This window comes from Methanosarcina flavescens (genome assembly GCF_001304615.2).
Lineage (GTDB): Archaea > Halobacteriota > Methanosarcinia > Methanosarcinales > Methanosarcinaceae > Methanosarcina > Methanosarcina flavescens.
The window spans coordinates 2,122,330-2,138,530 of the sequence record NZ_CP032683.1; the positions used below are offsets into that span (position 1 = coordinate 2,122,330).

Below are 16,201 nucleotides of genomic sequence, written 5' to 3' on the forward strand. Positions count from 1 at the left end.
ACGAAATTTTTTAAAAAGTACTTTCAGTCTAATTTCTTCCAGATATAAAGAATTCTCTGAATAGCTGTTATGTGGCTGGTTACAGCAATCAGGATAACAGCCCAGCCAAGGATCGGAAAACCTGCAATCGGGGATGAAAAGGCAAAGTTTCCGAAAGCTGCAAGAATTACGACTACAAGCCGGTCTGCCCTGCCCATTATCCCTCCATAATATCTCCCTAGATTGAGCGCCTGAGCCTGGGTTCCTAGATAGCTGGTAAGCTGTACTCCCACAATTGCCACAACCCCAACCTGCCAGGGGACATAATCTGCAAAAAAAATGCTGCAGATTATAAAGACATCCGAGTAGCGGTCGATAACGTGATCCAGAAAATCGCCCCTGGGAGTAGCCCTATTTGCCTTTCGTGCAATTACCCCGTCAAGGGCATCAAAAATCGAGTTAAAGATTACCAGAAAGCCTGCCAGCAGGACGAATTCTCTGGATGCAGGTGAGTAGTAAAAACTAAGACCTGCAAAAAATGCACAGATTAGGGAAGCTATGGACACTGTATTGGGTGAGACCTCATATCTAACGAAAAATTCTGCCAGTGGTTCGATTACTTTTGAGGCAAAAGGTCTCAGGGTATTAAACGTCATGGTACTCGAGATTCTTCCTTTAGGTGATATCGTAATAGAAAACTGCCTGAAAAACAGGCATCTTATTTTGTTAAGTATCCCGGTTTGGATCTGCTTATTTATATTGTTTCTGTGTTTACCTGTTTTTTATATTTATACTTAAGGCTGTGTGGTTATCCGCTCATTCACTAGATAAGCTTACTTATTTTTTTCTTTTGCTCTTATGCAATCATAAATAGAAACGCGGATCAAACGAGCGCTCGTTTGGCTTACTTATTTTTTCCCCTGTTGCCGCACGATCGTACAGGTACTTAACTTTACAGGAGTGTTCAAGCTGCGTGGTTATGATATATGCATCTCCGAGTGTTCTCCCGATTGCAAATGTACCGTGACTGTAAACTATAGCGCCTCTGTATCTTGAGAGTGCGTTTGCAAGATTCCCTGCAAGCTCGCGGCTGCCTATGCCTCCTCCTACAATCGGGATCTCCCCGAGGAAATACTGCCCTTCGCTGTCCACAGGCGTAATTTTTCCCTCAGGGCCTGCGAGCAGGGATTCAACAACCGAATAAGCAGAATGGGCATGAATAATTGCAAGCGCTGAGGTCTGCCTGTAAATCTCCCTGTGTACGACAGCTTCGGAAGATGCAATTATATCAAGGGAGGAAGTGTCCTGAATATCAACTTCAACAACATTGTTTTCTGTAATTTCATCAAGTGCCGCCCCTGTCCGGGTAATAAGCATCCTGTTTCCAGCCCTGATACTTATATTTCCAAAGTTTGACTCGACAAGCCCGTGTTCGACCAGCTTGCGCCCATATTTTGCGATTTCCTGCCACATTTTAAGCGGTATATAGACCAAGAACGCCATAAGGCTTATGTACTTATTCTTCTGAAGTCCGGCAAAAAGAAGAAAATAACTCAACTTAAACATGACGGAAGGCTTTTGGAAAGGGAAACCTGCCATAAAGTTTATCTGTGAGTATTGTATTTAGATAAATCGCAGCATTTACAGTTTGCCTCGTTGGCTCAGCCCGGTAGAGCGAGTGACTTGTAATCACTAGGTCGCGTGTTCGAATCACGCACGAGGCTTCTTATTAACCTTATAATTCCTCTTTTTCTTATCCGATCTTGGTTTCTAACAATTTTTCTTTGTTTTCTTACGATCTGTGCCACTTTCTCATGTGACTTCTTTGCAATTTATGGCATCTCCCACATGACCTTTAAACCTGAATTATCTTTGAGCCTTTCTCGCAGTTCATATTCGCGTCCCATGCTGTAAAAAGTGTTAACAATTTGGTGGACAGACAATTTATTAAACATAAGTGATTTTATTTAATTGGGGAATCTACTATGAACAAAATTAAAATTGGGGAAATTCACTATGAACGAGATTAAAATCGGGGATAAAATTCAGGACTTCACATTAAAAGACCAGAGCCAAAAAAAAGTTCACCTTTACGACTTCGCTGGTAAGAAAGTACTTCTATCATTTCATCCGCTTGCCTGGACAAGTGTGTGTTCTGAACAGATGAAATTGCTTGAAGAAAACCACGAGATGTTCGACAGGTTGAACACAGTTGCCTTTGGCATAAGTGTCGATCCCGCGCCATCGAAAAAAGCCTGGGCACGGGAACTGGGAATTACGCACATCAAACTTCTTTCGGATTTCTGGCCTCATGGGGAGGTTGCCAGAAAATATGGAATCTTCAGGGAAAAAGAAGGAGTCTCTGAGAGGGCTAACATAGTTATCGATGAAAATCAGAAAATCATATTTCTCGAAGTATATCCTGTGCGTGAACTTCCTGATATGTCAAAGATCGCAAAAGTTCTGGAACAGTAAGATACAGGATCGGCTCTGAAGAATAAAACAGTAACAGGAAAAGTAAACAATAGATGACAGGGCAATAGCAGGAAAAATGAATAATATTGGGGTAGTCAGAAAACTAATCAGAAAACTAATTAGCTCAATATTCCTAAAAGGTTACATTTTCAATTTTATTTTAAACCTTATTATTTAATTTTCAATTCGATCTGAGTCAAGCATTCCTTAACTCTGTGTCGATTCCATCAAAGAGTTGTCTCAGTGCTATGCTAAGCCTGCGGACCTCCATCTGCCAGATTCTTTTGCTAACCTGTATATTTCCTCCAGCTTTGACAGCTGCCACCCATGCGTATTTTCTGGCAATTTTCTTGTTATCTGAAGGAGAACGGAAAGCTTTTCCGGTCTTCTCGTTGCTGTACTTCTCGTTAATAAGGAACTCGTATATCTCCTGAACCCTCTCAAGTAGCTCTTTTTCACTTTCAGTGCCCGATGCTCCAAATAAAACAAGGTTCCAGAGGCGGAACTGTACATTATGAAGTTCAGTGGAAAGTTTATTGGAGGTTGAGACTTCCAGTATCTTCCTGAATTCAAGATAAATGTCCGTATTTCCGAAACCTGAAGGCAGGATATTCCCAAGTGAGATCATAACATGAATGCACTCGTGAAAAAGAATTCTGGCTATCAGAAATTCAACTCTTTCCTGCAAGTTCCAGAATTTGCTTACGAGAGCCTCATCCCAGAGCTGATAAGGGTTAACAATGATTATGGACCTGTAGATAATCCTCTTTTCTTTCTTTGATACCAGGCGTTTGGGATAAAGAGTCATTCCCAGCATTTTTCCGAAAAACTGAACCCTGACAGCCAGGTCCCAGCAGTATTCCCATCCTCCTGAGTTTGTACACTTTACCCTGTAGTAGTTTCCATCAAAGTGAACTTTCTCAAGCAGCCGGTACATATCTTTACTGTGTACCCTGATTAATGATTTTACCCTGGATTCACGATAGATCCTAAGGTCAAAATAAGGCGCATTCGGGATAGAAGGAGAAGGTAAGTTACCGGTTGGCGTACTTAGATCCTGGAATCCGTAAGCCCATAGCAAATTTGAGTCGCTGTTCCAAACATTGACCTCATTCTCAACTGGTCTGGCCTTCCTTTTCATTGAATCCCCTCGCACAAGATACCCAATAGGATATTATAACTAAAGATATATAAAAATTGACCAATATGCAGCAAAGAATTGAAATAAAGGTTTACCCCGGCTCAGAAAGGTAAAACCCTCATTTATTTTCGCCTTTTTCATTGAGATATCCACAAATCGGACAATTATTTAGCTTTGAAAGTGAAATTTCAGTGAAATTCCCTGACAGCCCATTCCAGAATAGAAGACGACCTTCCAGAAGCTTCCCCTGCCCTGTCAGAAATTTAATTGCCTCATTTGCCTGTATGGAACCGATGATGCCTGGAGTAACTCCTAAAACCGGAAATACTTCCTTCCTGGAGATGCGTGGAAAAATACAGTAAAAGCAGGGGGTTTCCCCAGGTATTATCGTTGTTACCTGTCCGTCATAGCCTGTAACTGCTCCATGAATTAAAGGGATCCTTCTTTTTATGGCAAGCCTGTTAAGCATGTGTCTAGTTTCAAGGTTATCAAGTGCATCAACTATAACGTCACACTCAGGAACCAGGACTTCGAGATTTGATTCGGTAAGCATCTCTGCTATGGTTTCAACCTTAATATCCGGATTCATGGAAAGCAATTTTTCCTTTGCTGACTCTACCTTAAGCCTTCCAATGTCCTTCTCATGATGCAGGAACTGCCTGTTTAAATTGCTTGCCTCAACGAAATCAAAATCCGCAAGGATTATTTTTCCGACCCCGGCTATTGCGAGATAGGTGGAAATCGGACTTCCCAGCCCGCCTGCCCCGGCAACAAGTACTCTTGCATTCTTCAATCTTTCCTGCCCTTCTTCTCCAAAAAGAAGGATTTGCCGGCTGTATTTTTCACGTTCGAGATCATTCATGCAAGGACTTCCGGAGTATTTATTAATCTAAGTATTGATTACTTTAAATATTGATTAGTTTGAGTATTGATTAGTTTGAGTATTGATTAGTTTGAGTATTGATTAGTTTAAATATTAATTAGTTTAAATATTGATCAGTTTAAATATTGATCAGTTTAAATATTGATTAGTTTAAATATTGATTAATCTCTAAGTATGGAATAACTCAAGATTTTTCTATTTTATATATGACTTCCTGTTTTTCGTCAGCAGGAGTACTTTTATTTCAGGTAAATTTGAGTATTCATTGATGAACGACTTTCTAACGCATAACTTCTTCGGGTGGTAAAAGGAAGAACAGGAACTTTAATCTGTTGGGTACCAGAATGGCGCACGGAATCCAATAAAATCTGGACTTGAGGACTAAGGCAGAAAGATATATCACTGAGAAGAAACATAACCAGCAGGCATATTGGTGGCAGGGGCAATAATTTTAGAAAAATTAATTAAGGCACGGCCCATAAAAATAAAAAGTTCATTTTTAACATTATTTTGACCGGCTATCTCAATTCACTGTTGTAGCAGCTTTCTTGCATACTATAGACAAGATGCCGAAGAAGAAAAATCTACAAAGGTTCTGGAGTTTATGAGAGTTCTTGATTTAAAAAATACAATTATTAATATCAAACAGGAGTTTTCAGAATATTTTAAAGAACGGGATGCTGAAATCAATGGGTCTCTTCTTGCACTCCTCTCCGGTGAACACGTCCTCTTACTGGGGCCTCCTGGGACTGCAAAGACCCTGCTTGCAAATAAAATCTGTGAAACCATTGAAGGGGGGAACTTTTTCCATTATCTTCTGACCCGTTTTTCGACGCCTGAAGAGGTGTTTGGACCGCTTTCCCTTAAGGCGCTTGAGAGGGACGAATTCAGCAGGCGGATAGAGGGCTACCTTCCAACTGCCCATATAGCCCTGCTTGATGAGATCTTCAAGGCAAACAGCTCCATCTTAAACAGTCTGCTGACTGTGCTAAACGAGAGGAAGTACCATAACGGCAAGGAACTTGTGGAGGTGCCTCTTTTTTCCGTTTTCGGGGCTTCAAATGAGCTGCCTGAAGAAGACGAAAGCCTCGAAGCGCTTTACGACCGTTTTCTGTTCAGGTACAAGGTGGATTATATTCAGCATGAGGAGAACCTTGAAGATCTTATCTTTAAAAACACCGATGATTTCGTACCCTATACAAAACTCAGTATAGAAGACATAAGGGAAGTCCAGAGACGTGCAAGAGATCTACCGGTTGACACCGAAGTTCGGGCAGTTATAAAGGCACTCAGAAGAGAACTTAAGAACTCCAATATTTTTGTCTCAGATAGACGCTGGAAGAAAATTGTGAATATTCTCAGGGTAGCCTCAGTGGTAAACGGGCATTCCAGCGTAAACCGAATGACAGCAGTCCTGCTACAGCATATGCTCTGGGATGTGCCTGAACAGAAGGAAGCGATCAGGAAGATCATTCTGGATAGAGTTGTATCAGGGGGTACGGATACAGGCAAATTAAAACTTGATATTCTTGACCTGAAAAATTCCATCTACAGCTGCCTGCAGCAGGAACTCCCAGATCTCGTAACCTGTAACAAATGCTATGAAGAAGACCGCAAGACAACAGGCGGCCTGAAAAGTTCAAGGTTTTCAGGAGCCAAGATACCGAGAAACCTCACATTTGACAATGCCCTCGACCTGCTGAAGCATCATACCGAGTTCCCAACTCACACTTACAGCTTCGGGCTTGGCTACAGCAATCTGAACAGCTCTCTGAATTTCGAATCTCTGGCAGAGCAATTCCGCAGGAAATACGGATTTGAGTTTAAGATTAGCCTCGATTACGGTGATAAGAAACTCTATGAAAGAGAGTACGAAAATCTGGAAGAGAAGGTGAACTATTTCAGAAGGCAGATTCAGGAAGAGGAAAAAGTGCTTGAGAACACATTAAGGGAAAACATCTGGATCTCAGAGCAGGACAGCCAGGAAATTCTTATGAAATACCGCTCGAAAAACACGGATATTTACGAGATTGTAGGCACTTTGAACGAAATCCGGCTTCTGCTGGAAAAACCCAGGATATTTGATGTTGCCGTTGAAAAAGCAGGAGAAGTAGCCTGAAACTGATAATTCTCTGAGAAACAGAGATAACTGAAATAAAGTCTCTTAAAGCTCATGAAAATCTCTTAAGTATGGAGATTTTTCGGAAAAGGAGAAATATGCAGGAATTAAAAAGTCGAAAGGAAGGTTTCGAAGGCATCTCGGGGCAAAGCTCATCTTTATCATTCAGCCATGCTTTTAATCCTTCCACAATATTAAATATTGAGCTAAGGGGCGTTTTGGCAACTCCAAGAAAAATCCCGAGGCAAATTAGGGAGGAAATAGCTGAAATTCTTGTTTACGAGTTATTCTTAGAGGATGGATACAAGATAAAAGATGAAAAGCTATTTATTAGCAAATTCGGAGCTTTTTATCCGATCCTTCTAGGTTTGAGAGATTTCAGGGTCTGGAACGAAATAAAAGCTCTTGCTGGAACTAATCCCCTTGCAGGCGTTTTTATTCTTAGAGCCCTGCTTGAGGAACTTTTTACACTCCTGGATAATTATGGAACAAAAGAATCAAAGTTCTCAAAAAAGTCTGCAAAAACGCTCGAAAGAAGCCTTAATGCTCTAAGAAACCTGATCGATGAAACTCGAGCCGTATGGGAAAGAAACAGAATAACAAATGCGGAGAATAATTTCCGACTGCAGGAAAATCTGGATGTGCCCACTCGACAGGCAATTGAAAACGGAAAACAGGAGTACGCTTTCAAACAGGAAAAATCTATCAAACAGGATAACTCCTTCAAACATGAAAAATCCCTTGAAGACGCTGAGTACGAGATCAGAAAAAATCCATATCAACAGGCTGGAAAAGCTGCGGGGTCCGAGAAACTCGCCTCAACGACTCTGAAGTTCATGTCATCAGAACAGGCAGGAGAGGCACTGGAGTCTGTTATAGAAGAGAGCGTGGTTGCAAAGCTTGAAGAGCTTATTCCTGTTCTTGAAGACCATCTCGAAGTACTCGAGATTCTTTCAATGCTCTTTCCGGGCAGAACCTGGGATCACTCCTTGAGGGCTCTTCACAGGGAATATTTCGGAAACCTTGAGAAATATGCCTCAATTCTCAGGAAGAGTTCCGATCTTCACAAGATTCTTGAACAGGTAGGCAGGATAGAACTTGAATATGGCTCAAAAAAGATGAACCTCTCACCGTACAGTAGAAGCGAGGTTCACTCGGTTACCTTTTCAGGCGATATCCAGACCTTGCTACCGGCAGAAGCCGTAAAGCTGAAAAATCCTCTCCTGAGGCGTAAATTCTATGCTGATATGCTTGAAGGAAAACTTCTCACGTACCAGTTAAAAGGGGAAAACTGGAACTCGGATACTGCAGGAAAAAAGAGAAAAGGGCCTGTGATCGCTCTGGTAGATACCTCGGCATCAATGCGGGGAGGCCCCGAGCTTCTTGCAAAAGCCGTGCTTCTTGCAGTAGCAAAAAGAATGCTGAAGGAAAATAGAGACGTTAAAGTAATTCTCTTTTCCTCGAGGTGGCAGACTGTTGAAATCGAACTTACAAATAAAAAGCGTATGGGCAAAGAATTTTTGGAGTTCCTAAAATTTACTTTCGGCGGCGGCACCGATTTCAATACTGCACTTCACGCAGGTCTCAAAACTATGAAGAATGAAAAAGCCTTTGAGGGAGCTGATCTTCTTTTCCTTACCGATGGAATTTCCGAACTTTCAGAGAGACCACTTATCCGAGAATGGAATGAGATAAAAGCCACAAGAAGAGCCCGGATATTTTCCCTGATAATAGGAAACTGTGATGCTGGCGGACTGGAACAGGTTTCTGATCACACATATCTCGTAAAAAACGCCGAAAATTGGAATGTTGGAGAAAGCCCTGCAAGTTTTGTGAAAGCTATAAGTAAACCCTACAGGTTTTAATTTCTCTGAGTTTTAATTTTCCGAAAAATTTAATTTCATGAGATTTCGGGTTCCAGGGGATTTTTAGATATCCGTCCTTCGTATCTTTGTTATTATTCAGCGCCCTCGCTTGAGAATTTTCTGCAGACCTTCTGCGAAATCCTCCAGGTCTTTTCTTGCTGGGGTTTGATGCCTGGATATACTCGACATGACTGCAAAAGCTGCCCGTTTACTCCGGCTGGCTCCTTTGAGCAATCCGATTTCGATCATTGCAACTATCAGTTCGGAAATGATTTTGCGGTCTCTCGGACTCAGGGTATTCCACTTTTTATTGAGCTTTTTCGAAGAATCTATTGTTGACTCTTTTCCTTCAGACGCTATTGAAGAAGCCATTGAGGAAGCGGTTTTTGAGGCGCTTACTATGTGCTTCCTTCCGTAGGAAGCTGTTTCCAGAAAAATTTTGAGAGCATCCTTTGAGATTTTTTATTCTTGCTCTTTGATTTATAGGGGTCTCCTCTCCCGACGCATCCCGGAAATTACTTTCAGAACCTCTGCTTTCCAGAATTTTACGAACTTCCTCAAAGATCTCTGAAATTTCCTCACGCGATCTTGTTCTAAGGTACTCTATGAAATTTTTCAATGTCTCTGAATCAATTGATTCTGAACCCAGTTCCGAAGATGAATCCGGATTACGGGAAAAATCCTCATCTATCTCAACAAAATCAGCATCAATTATAGGGCTGGACCCAAAAGGAGATTCGTAGAATAAAGCCTTTCTGGATTCCGATTTCTTCCTTACTCTGAAACCTGCATCTGAAAGTCTGTAAAATACTTTCTCTTTAAGCAAGAAAAACGCACTCCTTCATGAAAACAAATGACTTCCTTCTTAAAACAAAAAATTTTGTTTGCTCGGAGTAATTCGTATTTCAAGTAACTTTAGTATCAACTCGCTGTTACATATATATTAATTTAATTATCTCGATCTTAATCCAGTTGATTATTAGTTACTTATAAAAAGCTTAACTTTGAGACATGACACATTTTCTGCTCCTCATTTTACTAAAGTTTAAACTTCCATATCTGGCAGGCAAAGCTAAAATCGAGATAATAATTAACCAGATTTTAAAAAAAATGTATTTTAAAGTATGGAAAATGAAAATAAAGCTTTTTAATCTCTTTATTTTCTTAAGATAACTTCAAATCAATTCGTAGTTTAGGAAATTATTTTATAAGTTCCATGCCTTAGTAAACAATATGCGAGGTAAAAAATATGAGTATACTGGATACTAAGGCATTAAAAGGAATAGTATGTGGGCTTCTTATTATAGCGGGAATTTCTATTGTCTGTGCAGGAGCAGGAAATGGAGATACTGCCGTGACTGCAAAAGAAGACGTACAGCCAAAAGTCGGGGCAAGCATTGAATCATCTTCGATTTATATCGCGGATTATTTCCCCGAATTTGAAAAGATCAAGATTGATCCGGCTTACAAATACCTGGAACTTGAACCCGGAGACAGTGATAACTTTACCGTAACTGTCGAGAACCGGGACAATAAGACAATTGAGTTAAAACCGGACCTTATAATTACTCCTTATACTGAAAATTTCATGGATGAAAACTGGACGATTATAAGTCCCTCTGAGAAGACCCTGAAGCCTGGTGAAAAGCAAGAGTTTCAGGTAAAAGTTAGCATACCTGAAGACGCCTACCTTGGAAACTATGCTGCACTCATTGCTTTTACGGAAAAGGTGCCTGATAGGGATGTAGCTGGCTATTATCCTAATTTCCCGGGCACGATGCAGCTGAATATACAGGTATGGGTCAGGCCTTCAGTCCAGATTCTTACACCTTATGTAAATGACCTTGTGGAAGCCGGGAAAACTTATACTTACGAAATAAAACTCAGGAATACAGGCGATAAAGACATTGCAATTTCTCCTGAGCTTACCAGAGAGGGAGGTATAATTTACGCTGAAGACGTGGTTTCCTCTACAGGAATGCCGAAGCAGACTTTTGGAGATGATGCAATAAGTGTGGAAGCTCCTGAAAAAATAAAAGCCGGACAGACAGCTGTCATCGAACTTACACTTGCGGTTCCGGCTGACGCAAAGGGCAGCTACAGCGGCAGTCTTGATCTAAATATTGACGACCCCGGGATTCGTGATTATGAGGAACTGGTTTCCCTGAACTTCCGCATCCTACCGGTTCCTGAAGAACCTTATGAGAAAATTTTTGAAGCCGAAACAGATGGACCCATCACCCTGGAAATTAAAGCTTATCAGTATGGGTACGGTCTTTATACAACCGGAGGAAACAGGGATCTCACGCCTTCTTTTAACGTGAGTCTGATTGATCCTTCAGGAAATGAGGTCACTCCTACCCTTGTAAACACAAAATACAGCGGCTCGATAAACATAGTGGATGACACATTTCCTCAGCCGCCGTATCCTATTCCGTACATATACTCAAGAGCTGCAGGCGGTATGGAGACCTATAACCAGGGGAATTATCAGGGAGGAGCTACAACCTTTGTGAATACCTATTCTGCTCCCGGAGCTGCGGGAGAATGGACACTCTCAATCCTTCCCAGAAATACTGAGAATTTTGAGTATACAGTGACAATCGGAGCTGCTGAAGAATAAGCAGCTTCTTGCTTTTTTCTTTTAATTTCAGGCACTATTGACAGGATAAGAGTCCAGATTTCTATTTAATTCCTGAAAACACGGAAGCCTCAAATGGTTTTAGGGGTTTTGATAATTTAAGAGTTCAGATCGATTGAGGATTCTAACAGTTTAGACTTTTGAGACTTTCTCAACCCTTTTTTTCTTAATCGTTTAATTATCCTTACCTCTTTTTACCGAACTTCTGTAATATATAGAAATATAGTTCAAGAGCAAATATAACTAGAGCCATAGTAACTGAAGCCATAATAACTGGAAGCCATAGTAAAACTCAACAACTATTATACTGGTTAATATATAATTTGATTAGGGCACAATATTCGGGATTCCGGAAAAAGTAGGGTGCAAAGTGTCAGTGCAGGCATACTTCATCATATAATAAAGATAGTAAACCCGAAGGAATAAAATAGTCTGAGGATAAGATGAGGCTTAGATGAGGCTTTCATACGATATAGAAATAATCTATACTCTCACAGGATAAAGAGAAATTTATAATATCTTAATTTTAGTTCCATATTTTTGCTGGAGGTAAGAAAAATATGAGAGATGGTCCGGACCCGTATGGGGTAAGAGATACTATTGAAACAGCTACCGGAAGTGCTAAGATCTACAGATTGAGTAAACTGGAAGAAAGGGGTTTTGAGGGAATTTCCCTGCTCCCTTACTCCATAAGGATACTGCTGGAATCCTTGCTCAGACATGCGGACACTGAAAAGCGTTTAATAACCGCTGAGGATGTGGAGGCTCTTGCTCGCTGGAATCCTGAAAATGTAAGTGGTAGGGATATTCCGTTCATTCCATCAAGGGTAATTATGCAGGACTTCACAGGCGTTCCGGCTGTAGTAGACCTGGCAGCACTCAGATCGGCAATGCAACGTCTGGGAGGCGATCCTTCAAAAATAAACCCTGTAATTCCTGCTGATCTTGTCATTGACCATTCCGTCCAGGTTGATTCTTATGGTACGGCTTATTCCCTTGAGGAAAATGAGAAAAAGGAGTTTGAGCGCAACACGGAACGTTATTCCGTCCTGCGCTGGGCACAGAAAGCTTTTGACAATTTCAGAGTTGTGCCCCCTGGAAGAGGAATCATCCATCAGGTAAATCTTGAATATCTGACCCCTCTTGTGCATCTTAAGGAGGAAAATGGGGAGCTATCGGCATTTCCTGACACCCTTGTAGGGACAGACTCCCATACAACAATGATTAACGGGATTGGAGTACTCGGATGGGGAGTCGGAGGCATAGAAGCCGAAGCTGTAATGCTCGGACAGCCTTATTATATGCCTGTGCCTGAGGTAGTGGGCTTCAAACTCTACGGAAAACCTGCACAGGGCGTCACTGCTACCGATATTGTCCTGACAATCACAAGAATCTTGAGAGAAGAAGGAGTTGTCGGCAAATTCGTGGAATTTTACGGTCCAGGATTAAACTCGCTGAGCCTTCCGGATAGGGCGACAATCTCCAATATGGCTCCAGAATATGGGGCAACCCTTGGAATTTTCCCGCCTGATGCCGAGACTCTCGACTACCTGAGAAGGACGGGCAGAAGTGAAGAACAGGTTGACCTTGTGAAAAAATATTTGGAAGCCCAGGACCTTCTTTACTCAGTTTACAAGCCCGATCCTGTATTCAGCCGCACCCTGGAACTTGATATGAGCACTGTAAAGCCCTGCCTAGCAGGCCCGAAACGCCCCCAGGATCAGCTATTTTTTAACGAAGTACCTGGGAACTTCCGTGAAATTATGCGACAGACCTTCGCCCGAAAGAAGGAATCAGGCCTTGAACTTTCCAGAGACCCTGCTTACCAGCGCTGGATAGGAGAGGGAGGGACACCTGTAGAAGAACCCGAGATTCCTGGCATAGAAGAGGAAATAGTAGAGTCTCAAGAGAAATCTTTCAGGGTAACACATGGTTCTGTGGTAATCGCAGCAATTACTTCCTGTACCAATACCTCAAACCCTTCAGTTCTGATAGGAGCAGGGCTGCTCGCAAAAAAGGCTGTCGAAAAGGGACTGCACGTAAAGCCTTTTGTAAAAACAAGCCTTTCCCCTGGCTCAAGAGTGGCTACGGAATATCTGAGAGCTGCATGCCTTTTGCCCTATCTTGAAGCCCTGGGTTTCCATCTGGTTGGTTACGGCTGTACAACTTGTATAGGAAACAGCGGACCTTTAACTGAAAGCGTTGCTAGAGAAATTCAGGAAAATGACCTTACTGTTGCAGCTGTACTCAGTGGAAACCGAAACTTCGAAGGGCGGATTAATCCTCTTATAAGGGCGAACTACCTGGCATCTCCGCCTCTTGTTGTCGCTTATGCAATTGCAGGTACTGTGAATATCAACCTTGAGAGCGATCCCCTTGCTTATGACCCCAACGGACGGCCTGTTTATCTCAGGGATATCTGGCCTTCAGAGGAAGAAATTAGAGAGGTTGAAAAGAACAGCATCAAACCTTCAATGTTCGAAAAGGAGTATTCCGGCGTTCTGGAAGGTCCAGAGCTCTGGAGAGAACTGGAGGTTCCATCAGGGACCCTTTATGACTGGAATCCGATGTCCACATATATTCAGGAGCCTCCTTATTTTGTGGATTTCCCGCTTACTTCGCCTTCGCCGGAAGATATAAAGAACGCAAGGATCCTCGCTCTTTTCGGGGACAGCATTACCACGGATCATATCTCACCTGCGGGAGACATTCCTGCAGATAGTCCTGCAGGCAGATACCTGATCTCTTGGGGTGTGAGCCCTGAAGACTTCAATTCCTATGGATCTCGCAGAGGTAATCACGAGGTTATGATGCGCGGAACCTTTGGGAATATCCGGCTCAGGAACAAGCTCGTGGACAGGGAAGGAGGCTGGACTTTATATCATCCAAGGAAAGAGGATTTCCCGGAGGAAGCTTGCGGAGGAATCCCTATTTTTGAAGCAGCTATGCTTTATGCAGAAAATAATATTCCTCTGATAGTTATAGCAGGAAAGGAGTATGGGACAGGCAGTTCCAGAGACTGGGCAGCCAAAGGTACATTCCTGCTCGGAGTAAAAGCCGTTATTGCCGAATCTTTTGAGCGTATTCACAGAAGCAACCTTGTAGGCATGGGAGTTCTTCCGCTGCAGTTTAAAGAGGGCGAGAATGCCGAAACTCTGGGACTCACAGGAAAGGAGAGCTATGATATTCTGGGCATTGAGTTCCTGGAGCCTCACGGAGAGCTTACAGTAAGGGCAAAAGACGAAAATGGAGTAGAGACTCTGTTCCAGGTAATCGTGAGGCTGGATTCGGCTGTAGAGATAGAATACTACAGGAACGGCGGGATTTTGCATAAGTTCCTGCGGGATTCGGTGAAGAAAAAATAATATGCTACAATACTAAAACTATACGCGGAGAACTCTTTAAAAGGTTCCACAAGCTTTACACAAAGCTTTTTATTTTTTGGAACCTTTTTAATCAATAAGAAACAAAGTTATTTTAATCATCTTACTTGTTTTGAAAAAGACAGCGTTCTGAAGACAATAGTTTTTAAACTTAATATTACTAGGCTCTGTAGAAATCCTCTGAAATAACCAATCTTAACAAATTAAAACTGAATTGCCTGATTCAATTTTGCTGAGAACTTTAAGTCTATTAATGACGATTAAGTAGGTTTTCTACAGAGCCTATTACTATGCAATTTAGAGCCGCAGCTTATTTAAGATGGAATATAATTATAAAGCTCTTGAGATACAATTTCAACAAATTTAATATACTTATTCGATATAATAGGAATGCATTGTCACCCTATTTTTGGGTCCTATAAGGCCCTTCGTGTTAAACTCTTCCATGTATAAGCAGAGGATTCCCCAAACTTCAAAGTTTTTTGAAAATCCTCTAGGCATAACTGTGAGGTAGAAAATGAGTAAAAATATAAGTTTCATTGACGGGTTGGAGGGCATTCTGAAGTACAGGGAGATAGACATTAACCAGCTGGTTGAGCTTCCTTATGATGCAGTTTCCTATCTGCTTATCCTGGGAGAACTCCCTGGAGATCAGGAACTTGCCGAATATTCAGCCCGCCTGCATGGGGAACGTGAGATCAACAGGGAGGCGATTGATGTTATCCGTATGTGCAATCTCAGCATTGACTCTATAGAAGCGCTGCGTACAATCGTTTCTTTCATATCACAGTTCGATCCGGATATTAACGACAACTCTCCTGAAGGAAATATGAGAAAAGCCATACGGTTAATTGCCAAGATTCCAACCATAGTTGCTGCATATCATAGAATTGCAAATGGGAGAGAACCCGTGCCTCCTGACCCCTCCATCTCCCATGGAGCTAACTTCCTTTACATGATAAAAGGAAGCAAACCAAGTGATTTGGAAGCTGAGGTCATGGAAAAAGACTTTATCCTCAGCGCTGAACACGAACTAAATGCATCTACTTTTTCTTCAAGAGTTACTGCCTCTACCCTTTCTGACCTCTATTCTGCTGTTGTTTCCGGACTCTGTACCCTTAAAGGCCCTCTGCATGGAGGGGCGAGGGCAGAAGTTATGGCCATGATTGAAGAGATCGGTTCCTCGGAAAACGCAGAAAAATTTGTTCTTGAGAAAGTTGCAAATAAAGAAAAGATCATGGGTTTCGGGCACCGCGTATATAAGACCTATGATCCAAGGGGCAAGGTGTTCAAACAACTCTCCAGGCAACTTGCAGAGGCAAAAGGGGATATGCACTGGTATGAAATAGCCGAGGCAATAGAAAACACAGTCCTCCGCGAGCTTGTAGAGAAAAAAGGGAAGCCAATCTACCCCAATGTCGATTTCTATTCGGGAGTTATTTATAAGTATTTGGATATTCCCCCTAAACTTGCAACATCCATTTTCGCAATCGGCAGGGTCTCCGGCTGGATAGCTCATTGCTTTGACCAGTATGAGAAGAAAAGGATCATAAGGCCCAGAGCTTTCATGCTTGATGAATGTTGAGATAATTTTTTGGTCAGGCGAAACCGTTCCCTAAACCGTTGTACTGCGACCGTTGCGCCGGTTGATCACCAACTGTTGCGCCACTTGACCACGCCGACCACGCTGTTTTAGTTAAAGCATGGTTTGATCA

At 42.0% G+C, this 16,201-nt stretch carries 12 protein-coding genes and 1 tRNA gene; 7 read left to right on the forward strand and 6 right to left on the reverse strand.

Going from position 1 to position 16,201, the window contains the following annotated elements:
- Window positions 1–23 precede the first annotated feature (23 nt).
- Both AOB57_RS09395 and AOB57_RS09400 read right to left on the reverse strand, forming a co-directional pair.
- Window positions 24–635 (reverse strand): CDP-alcohol phosphatidyltransferase family protein, encoded by a 612-nt coding sequence (locus AOB57_RS09395; protein WP_054298299.1) that lies wholly within the window; start codon window positions 633–635, stop codon window positions 24–26.
- Between the two features lie 208 nt (window positions 636–843).
- The gene (locus AOB57_RS09400) at window positions 844–1,536 is read right to left on the reverse strand and encodes an aldolase (protein ID WP_319592642.1); all 693 of its coding nucleotides are present in this window, start codon (window positions 1,534–1,536) and stop codon (window positions 844–846) included.
- A 93-nt stretch (window positions 1,537–1,629) separates the two neighbouring features.
- Between AOB57_RS09400 and AOB57_RS09405 the strand changes: the two genes are divergently transcribed.
- A tRNA-Thr gene (locus AOB57_RS09405) sits at window positions 1,630–1,703 on the forward strand.
- A 292-nt stretch (window positions 1,704–1,995) separates the two neighbouring features.
- Complete coding sequence (locus AOB57_RS09410) at window positions 1,996–2,454, forward strand: peroxiredoxin (RefSeq protein WP_054298298.1); 459 nt, start codon at window positions 1,996–1,998, stop codon at window positions 2,452–2,454.
- A 196-nt stretch (window positions 2,455–2,650) separates the two neighbouring features.
- On the opposite strand, the gene AOB57_RS09415 is transcribed toward AOB57_RS09410, so the two are convergent.
- Window positions 2,651–3,595 (reverse strand): hypothetical protein, encoded by a 945-nt coding sequence (locus tag AOB57_RS09415; RefSeq protein ID WP_054298297.1) that lies wholly within the window; start codon window positions 3,593–3,595, stop codon window positions 2,651–2,653.
- 118 nt (window positions 3,596–3,713) lie between these two features.
- Window positions 3,714–4,457, reverse strand: a complete 744-nt coding sequence (locus AOB57_RS09420) for a HesA/MoeB/ThiF family protein (RefSeq protein ID WP_054298296.1) — start codon at window positions 4,455–4,457, stop codon at window positions 3,714–3,716.
- 625 nt (window positions 4,458–5,082) lie between these two features.
- Here AOB57_RS09420 and AOB57_RS09425 point away from each other — a divergent pair.
- Window positions 5,083–6,597 carry an AAA family ATPase gene (locus AOB57_RS09425; protein WP_054298295.1) on the forward strand — a complete coding sequence of 505 codons (1,515 nt, stop codon included), beginning with the start codon at window positions 5,083–5,085 and terminating at the stop codon, window positions 6,595–6,597.
- A 218-nt stretch (window positions 6,598–6,815) separates the two neighbouring features.
- A complete protein-coding gene (locus AOB57_RS09430) occupies window positions 6,816–8,462 on the forward strand; it encodes a vWA domain-containing protein (protein ID WP_226999462.1) in 1,647 nt (548 codons plus the stop codon).
- Between the two features lie 96 nt (window positions 8,463–8,558).
- Here the strand turns inward: AOB57_RS09430 and AOB57_RS14555 are convergent, their stop codons facing one another.
- Together AOB57_RS14555 and AOB57_RS09435 are read right to left on the reverse strand one after the other, a co-directional pair.
- Window positions 8,559–8,834, reverse strand: a complete 276-nt coding sequence (locus tag AOB57_RS14555) for a hypothetical protein (protein ID WP_054298293.1) — start codon at window positions 8,832–8,834, stop codon at window positions 8,559–8,561.
- Window positions 8,812–9,288: a hypothetical protein gene (locus tag AOB57_RS09435; RefSeq protein ID WP_054298292.1), complete on the reverse strand. Its 477-nt coding sequence runs from the start codon at window positions 9,286–9,288 to the stop codon at window positions 8,812–8,814. Before AOB57_RS09435 ends, AOB57_RS14555 begins: the two co-directional genes overlap by 23 nt.
- Before the next feature lie 423 nt (window positions 9,289–9,711).
- On the opposite strand from AOB57_RS09435, the gene AOB57_RS09440 reads away from it, so the two are divergent.
- The 3 genes from AOB57_RS09440 (at window position 9,712) to AOB57_RS09450 (ending at window position 16,071) form a co-directional block, all read left to right on the forward strand.
- Complete coding sequence (locus AOB57_RS09440) at window positions 9,712–11,085, forward strand: COG1470 family protein (RefSeq protein ID WP_054298291.1); 1,374 nt, start codon at window positions 9,712–9,714, stop codon at window positions 11,083–11,085.
- Window positions 11,086–11,663: 578 nt separating this feature from the next.
- The gene (acnA, locus tag AOB57_RS09445) at window positions 11,664–14,468 is read left to right on the forward strand and encodes an aconitate hydratase AcnA (protein ID WP_054298290.1); all 2,805 of its coding nucleotides are present in this window, start codon (window positions 11,664–11,666) and stop codon (window positions 14,466–14,468) included.
- A gap of 535 nt (window positions 14,469–15,003) precedes the next feature.
- Window positions 15,004–16,071 (forward strand): citrate/2-methylcitrate synthase, encoded by a 1,068-nt coding sequence (locus tag AOB57_RS09450; protein WP_054298289.1) that lies wholly within the window; start codon window positions 15,004–15,006, stop codon window positions 16,069–16,071.
- Window positions 16,072–16,201: the final 130 nt, after the last annotated feature.

What these genes read in the sequence shown, in the direction of transcription:
- AOB57_RS09395 (WP_054298299.1), bottom strand. Translation starts at nt 635, where the DNA reads ATGACGTTTAATACCCTGAGACCTTTTGCCTCAAAAGTAATCGAACCA.
- AOB57_RS09410 (WP_054298298.1), top strand. Translation starts at nt 1,996, where the DNA reads ATGAACGAGATTAAAATCGGGGATAAAATTCAGGACTTCACATTAAAA.
- AOB57_RS09415 (WP_054298297.1), bottom strand. Translation starts at nt 3,595, where the DNA reads ATGAAAAGGAAGGCCAGACCAGTTGAGAATGAGGTCAATGTTTGGAAC.
- AOB57_RS09420 (WP_054298296.1), bottom strand. Translation starts at nt 4,457, where the DNA reads ATGAATGATCTCGAACGTGAAAAATACAGCCGGCAAATCCTTCTTTTT.
- AOB57_RS09425 (WP_054298295.1), top strand. Translation starts at nt 5,083, where the DNA reads ATGAGAGTTCTTGATTTAAAAAATACAATTATTAATATCAAACAGGAG.
- AOB57_RS14555 (WP_054298293.1), bottom strand. Translation starts at nt 8,834, where the DNA reads ATGGCTTCTTCAATAGCGTCTGAAGGAAAAGAGTCAACAATAGATTCT.
- AOB57_RS09440 (WP_054298291.1), top strand. Translation starts at nt 9,712, where the DNA reads ATGAGTATACTGGATACTAAGGCATTAAAAGGAATAGTATGTGGGCTT.
- acnA (WP_054298290.1), top strand. Translation starts at nt 11,664, where the DNA reads ATGAGAGATGGTCCGGACCCGTATGGGGTAAGAGATACTATTGAAACA.
- AOB57_RS09450 (WP_054298289.1), top strand. Translation starts at nt 15,004, where the DNA reads ATGAGTAAAAATATAAGTTTCATTGACGGGTTGGAGGGCATTCTGAAG.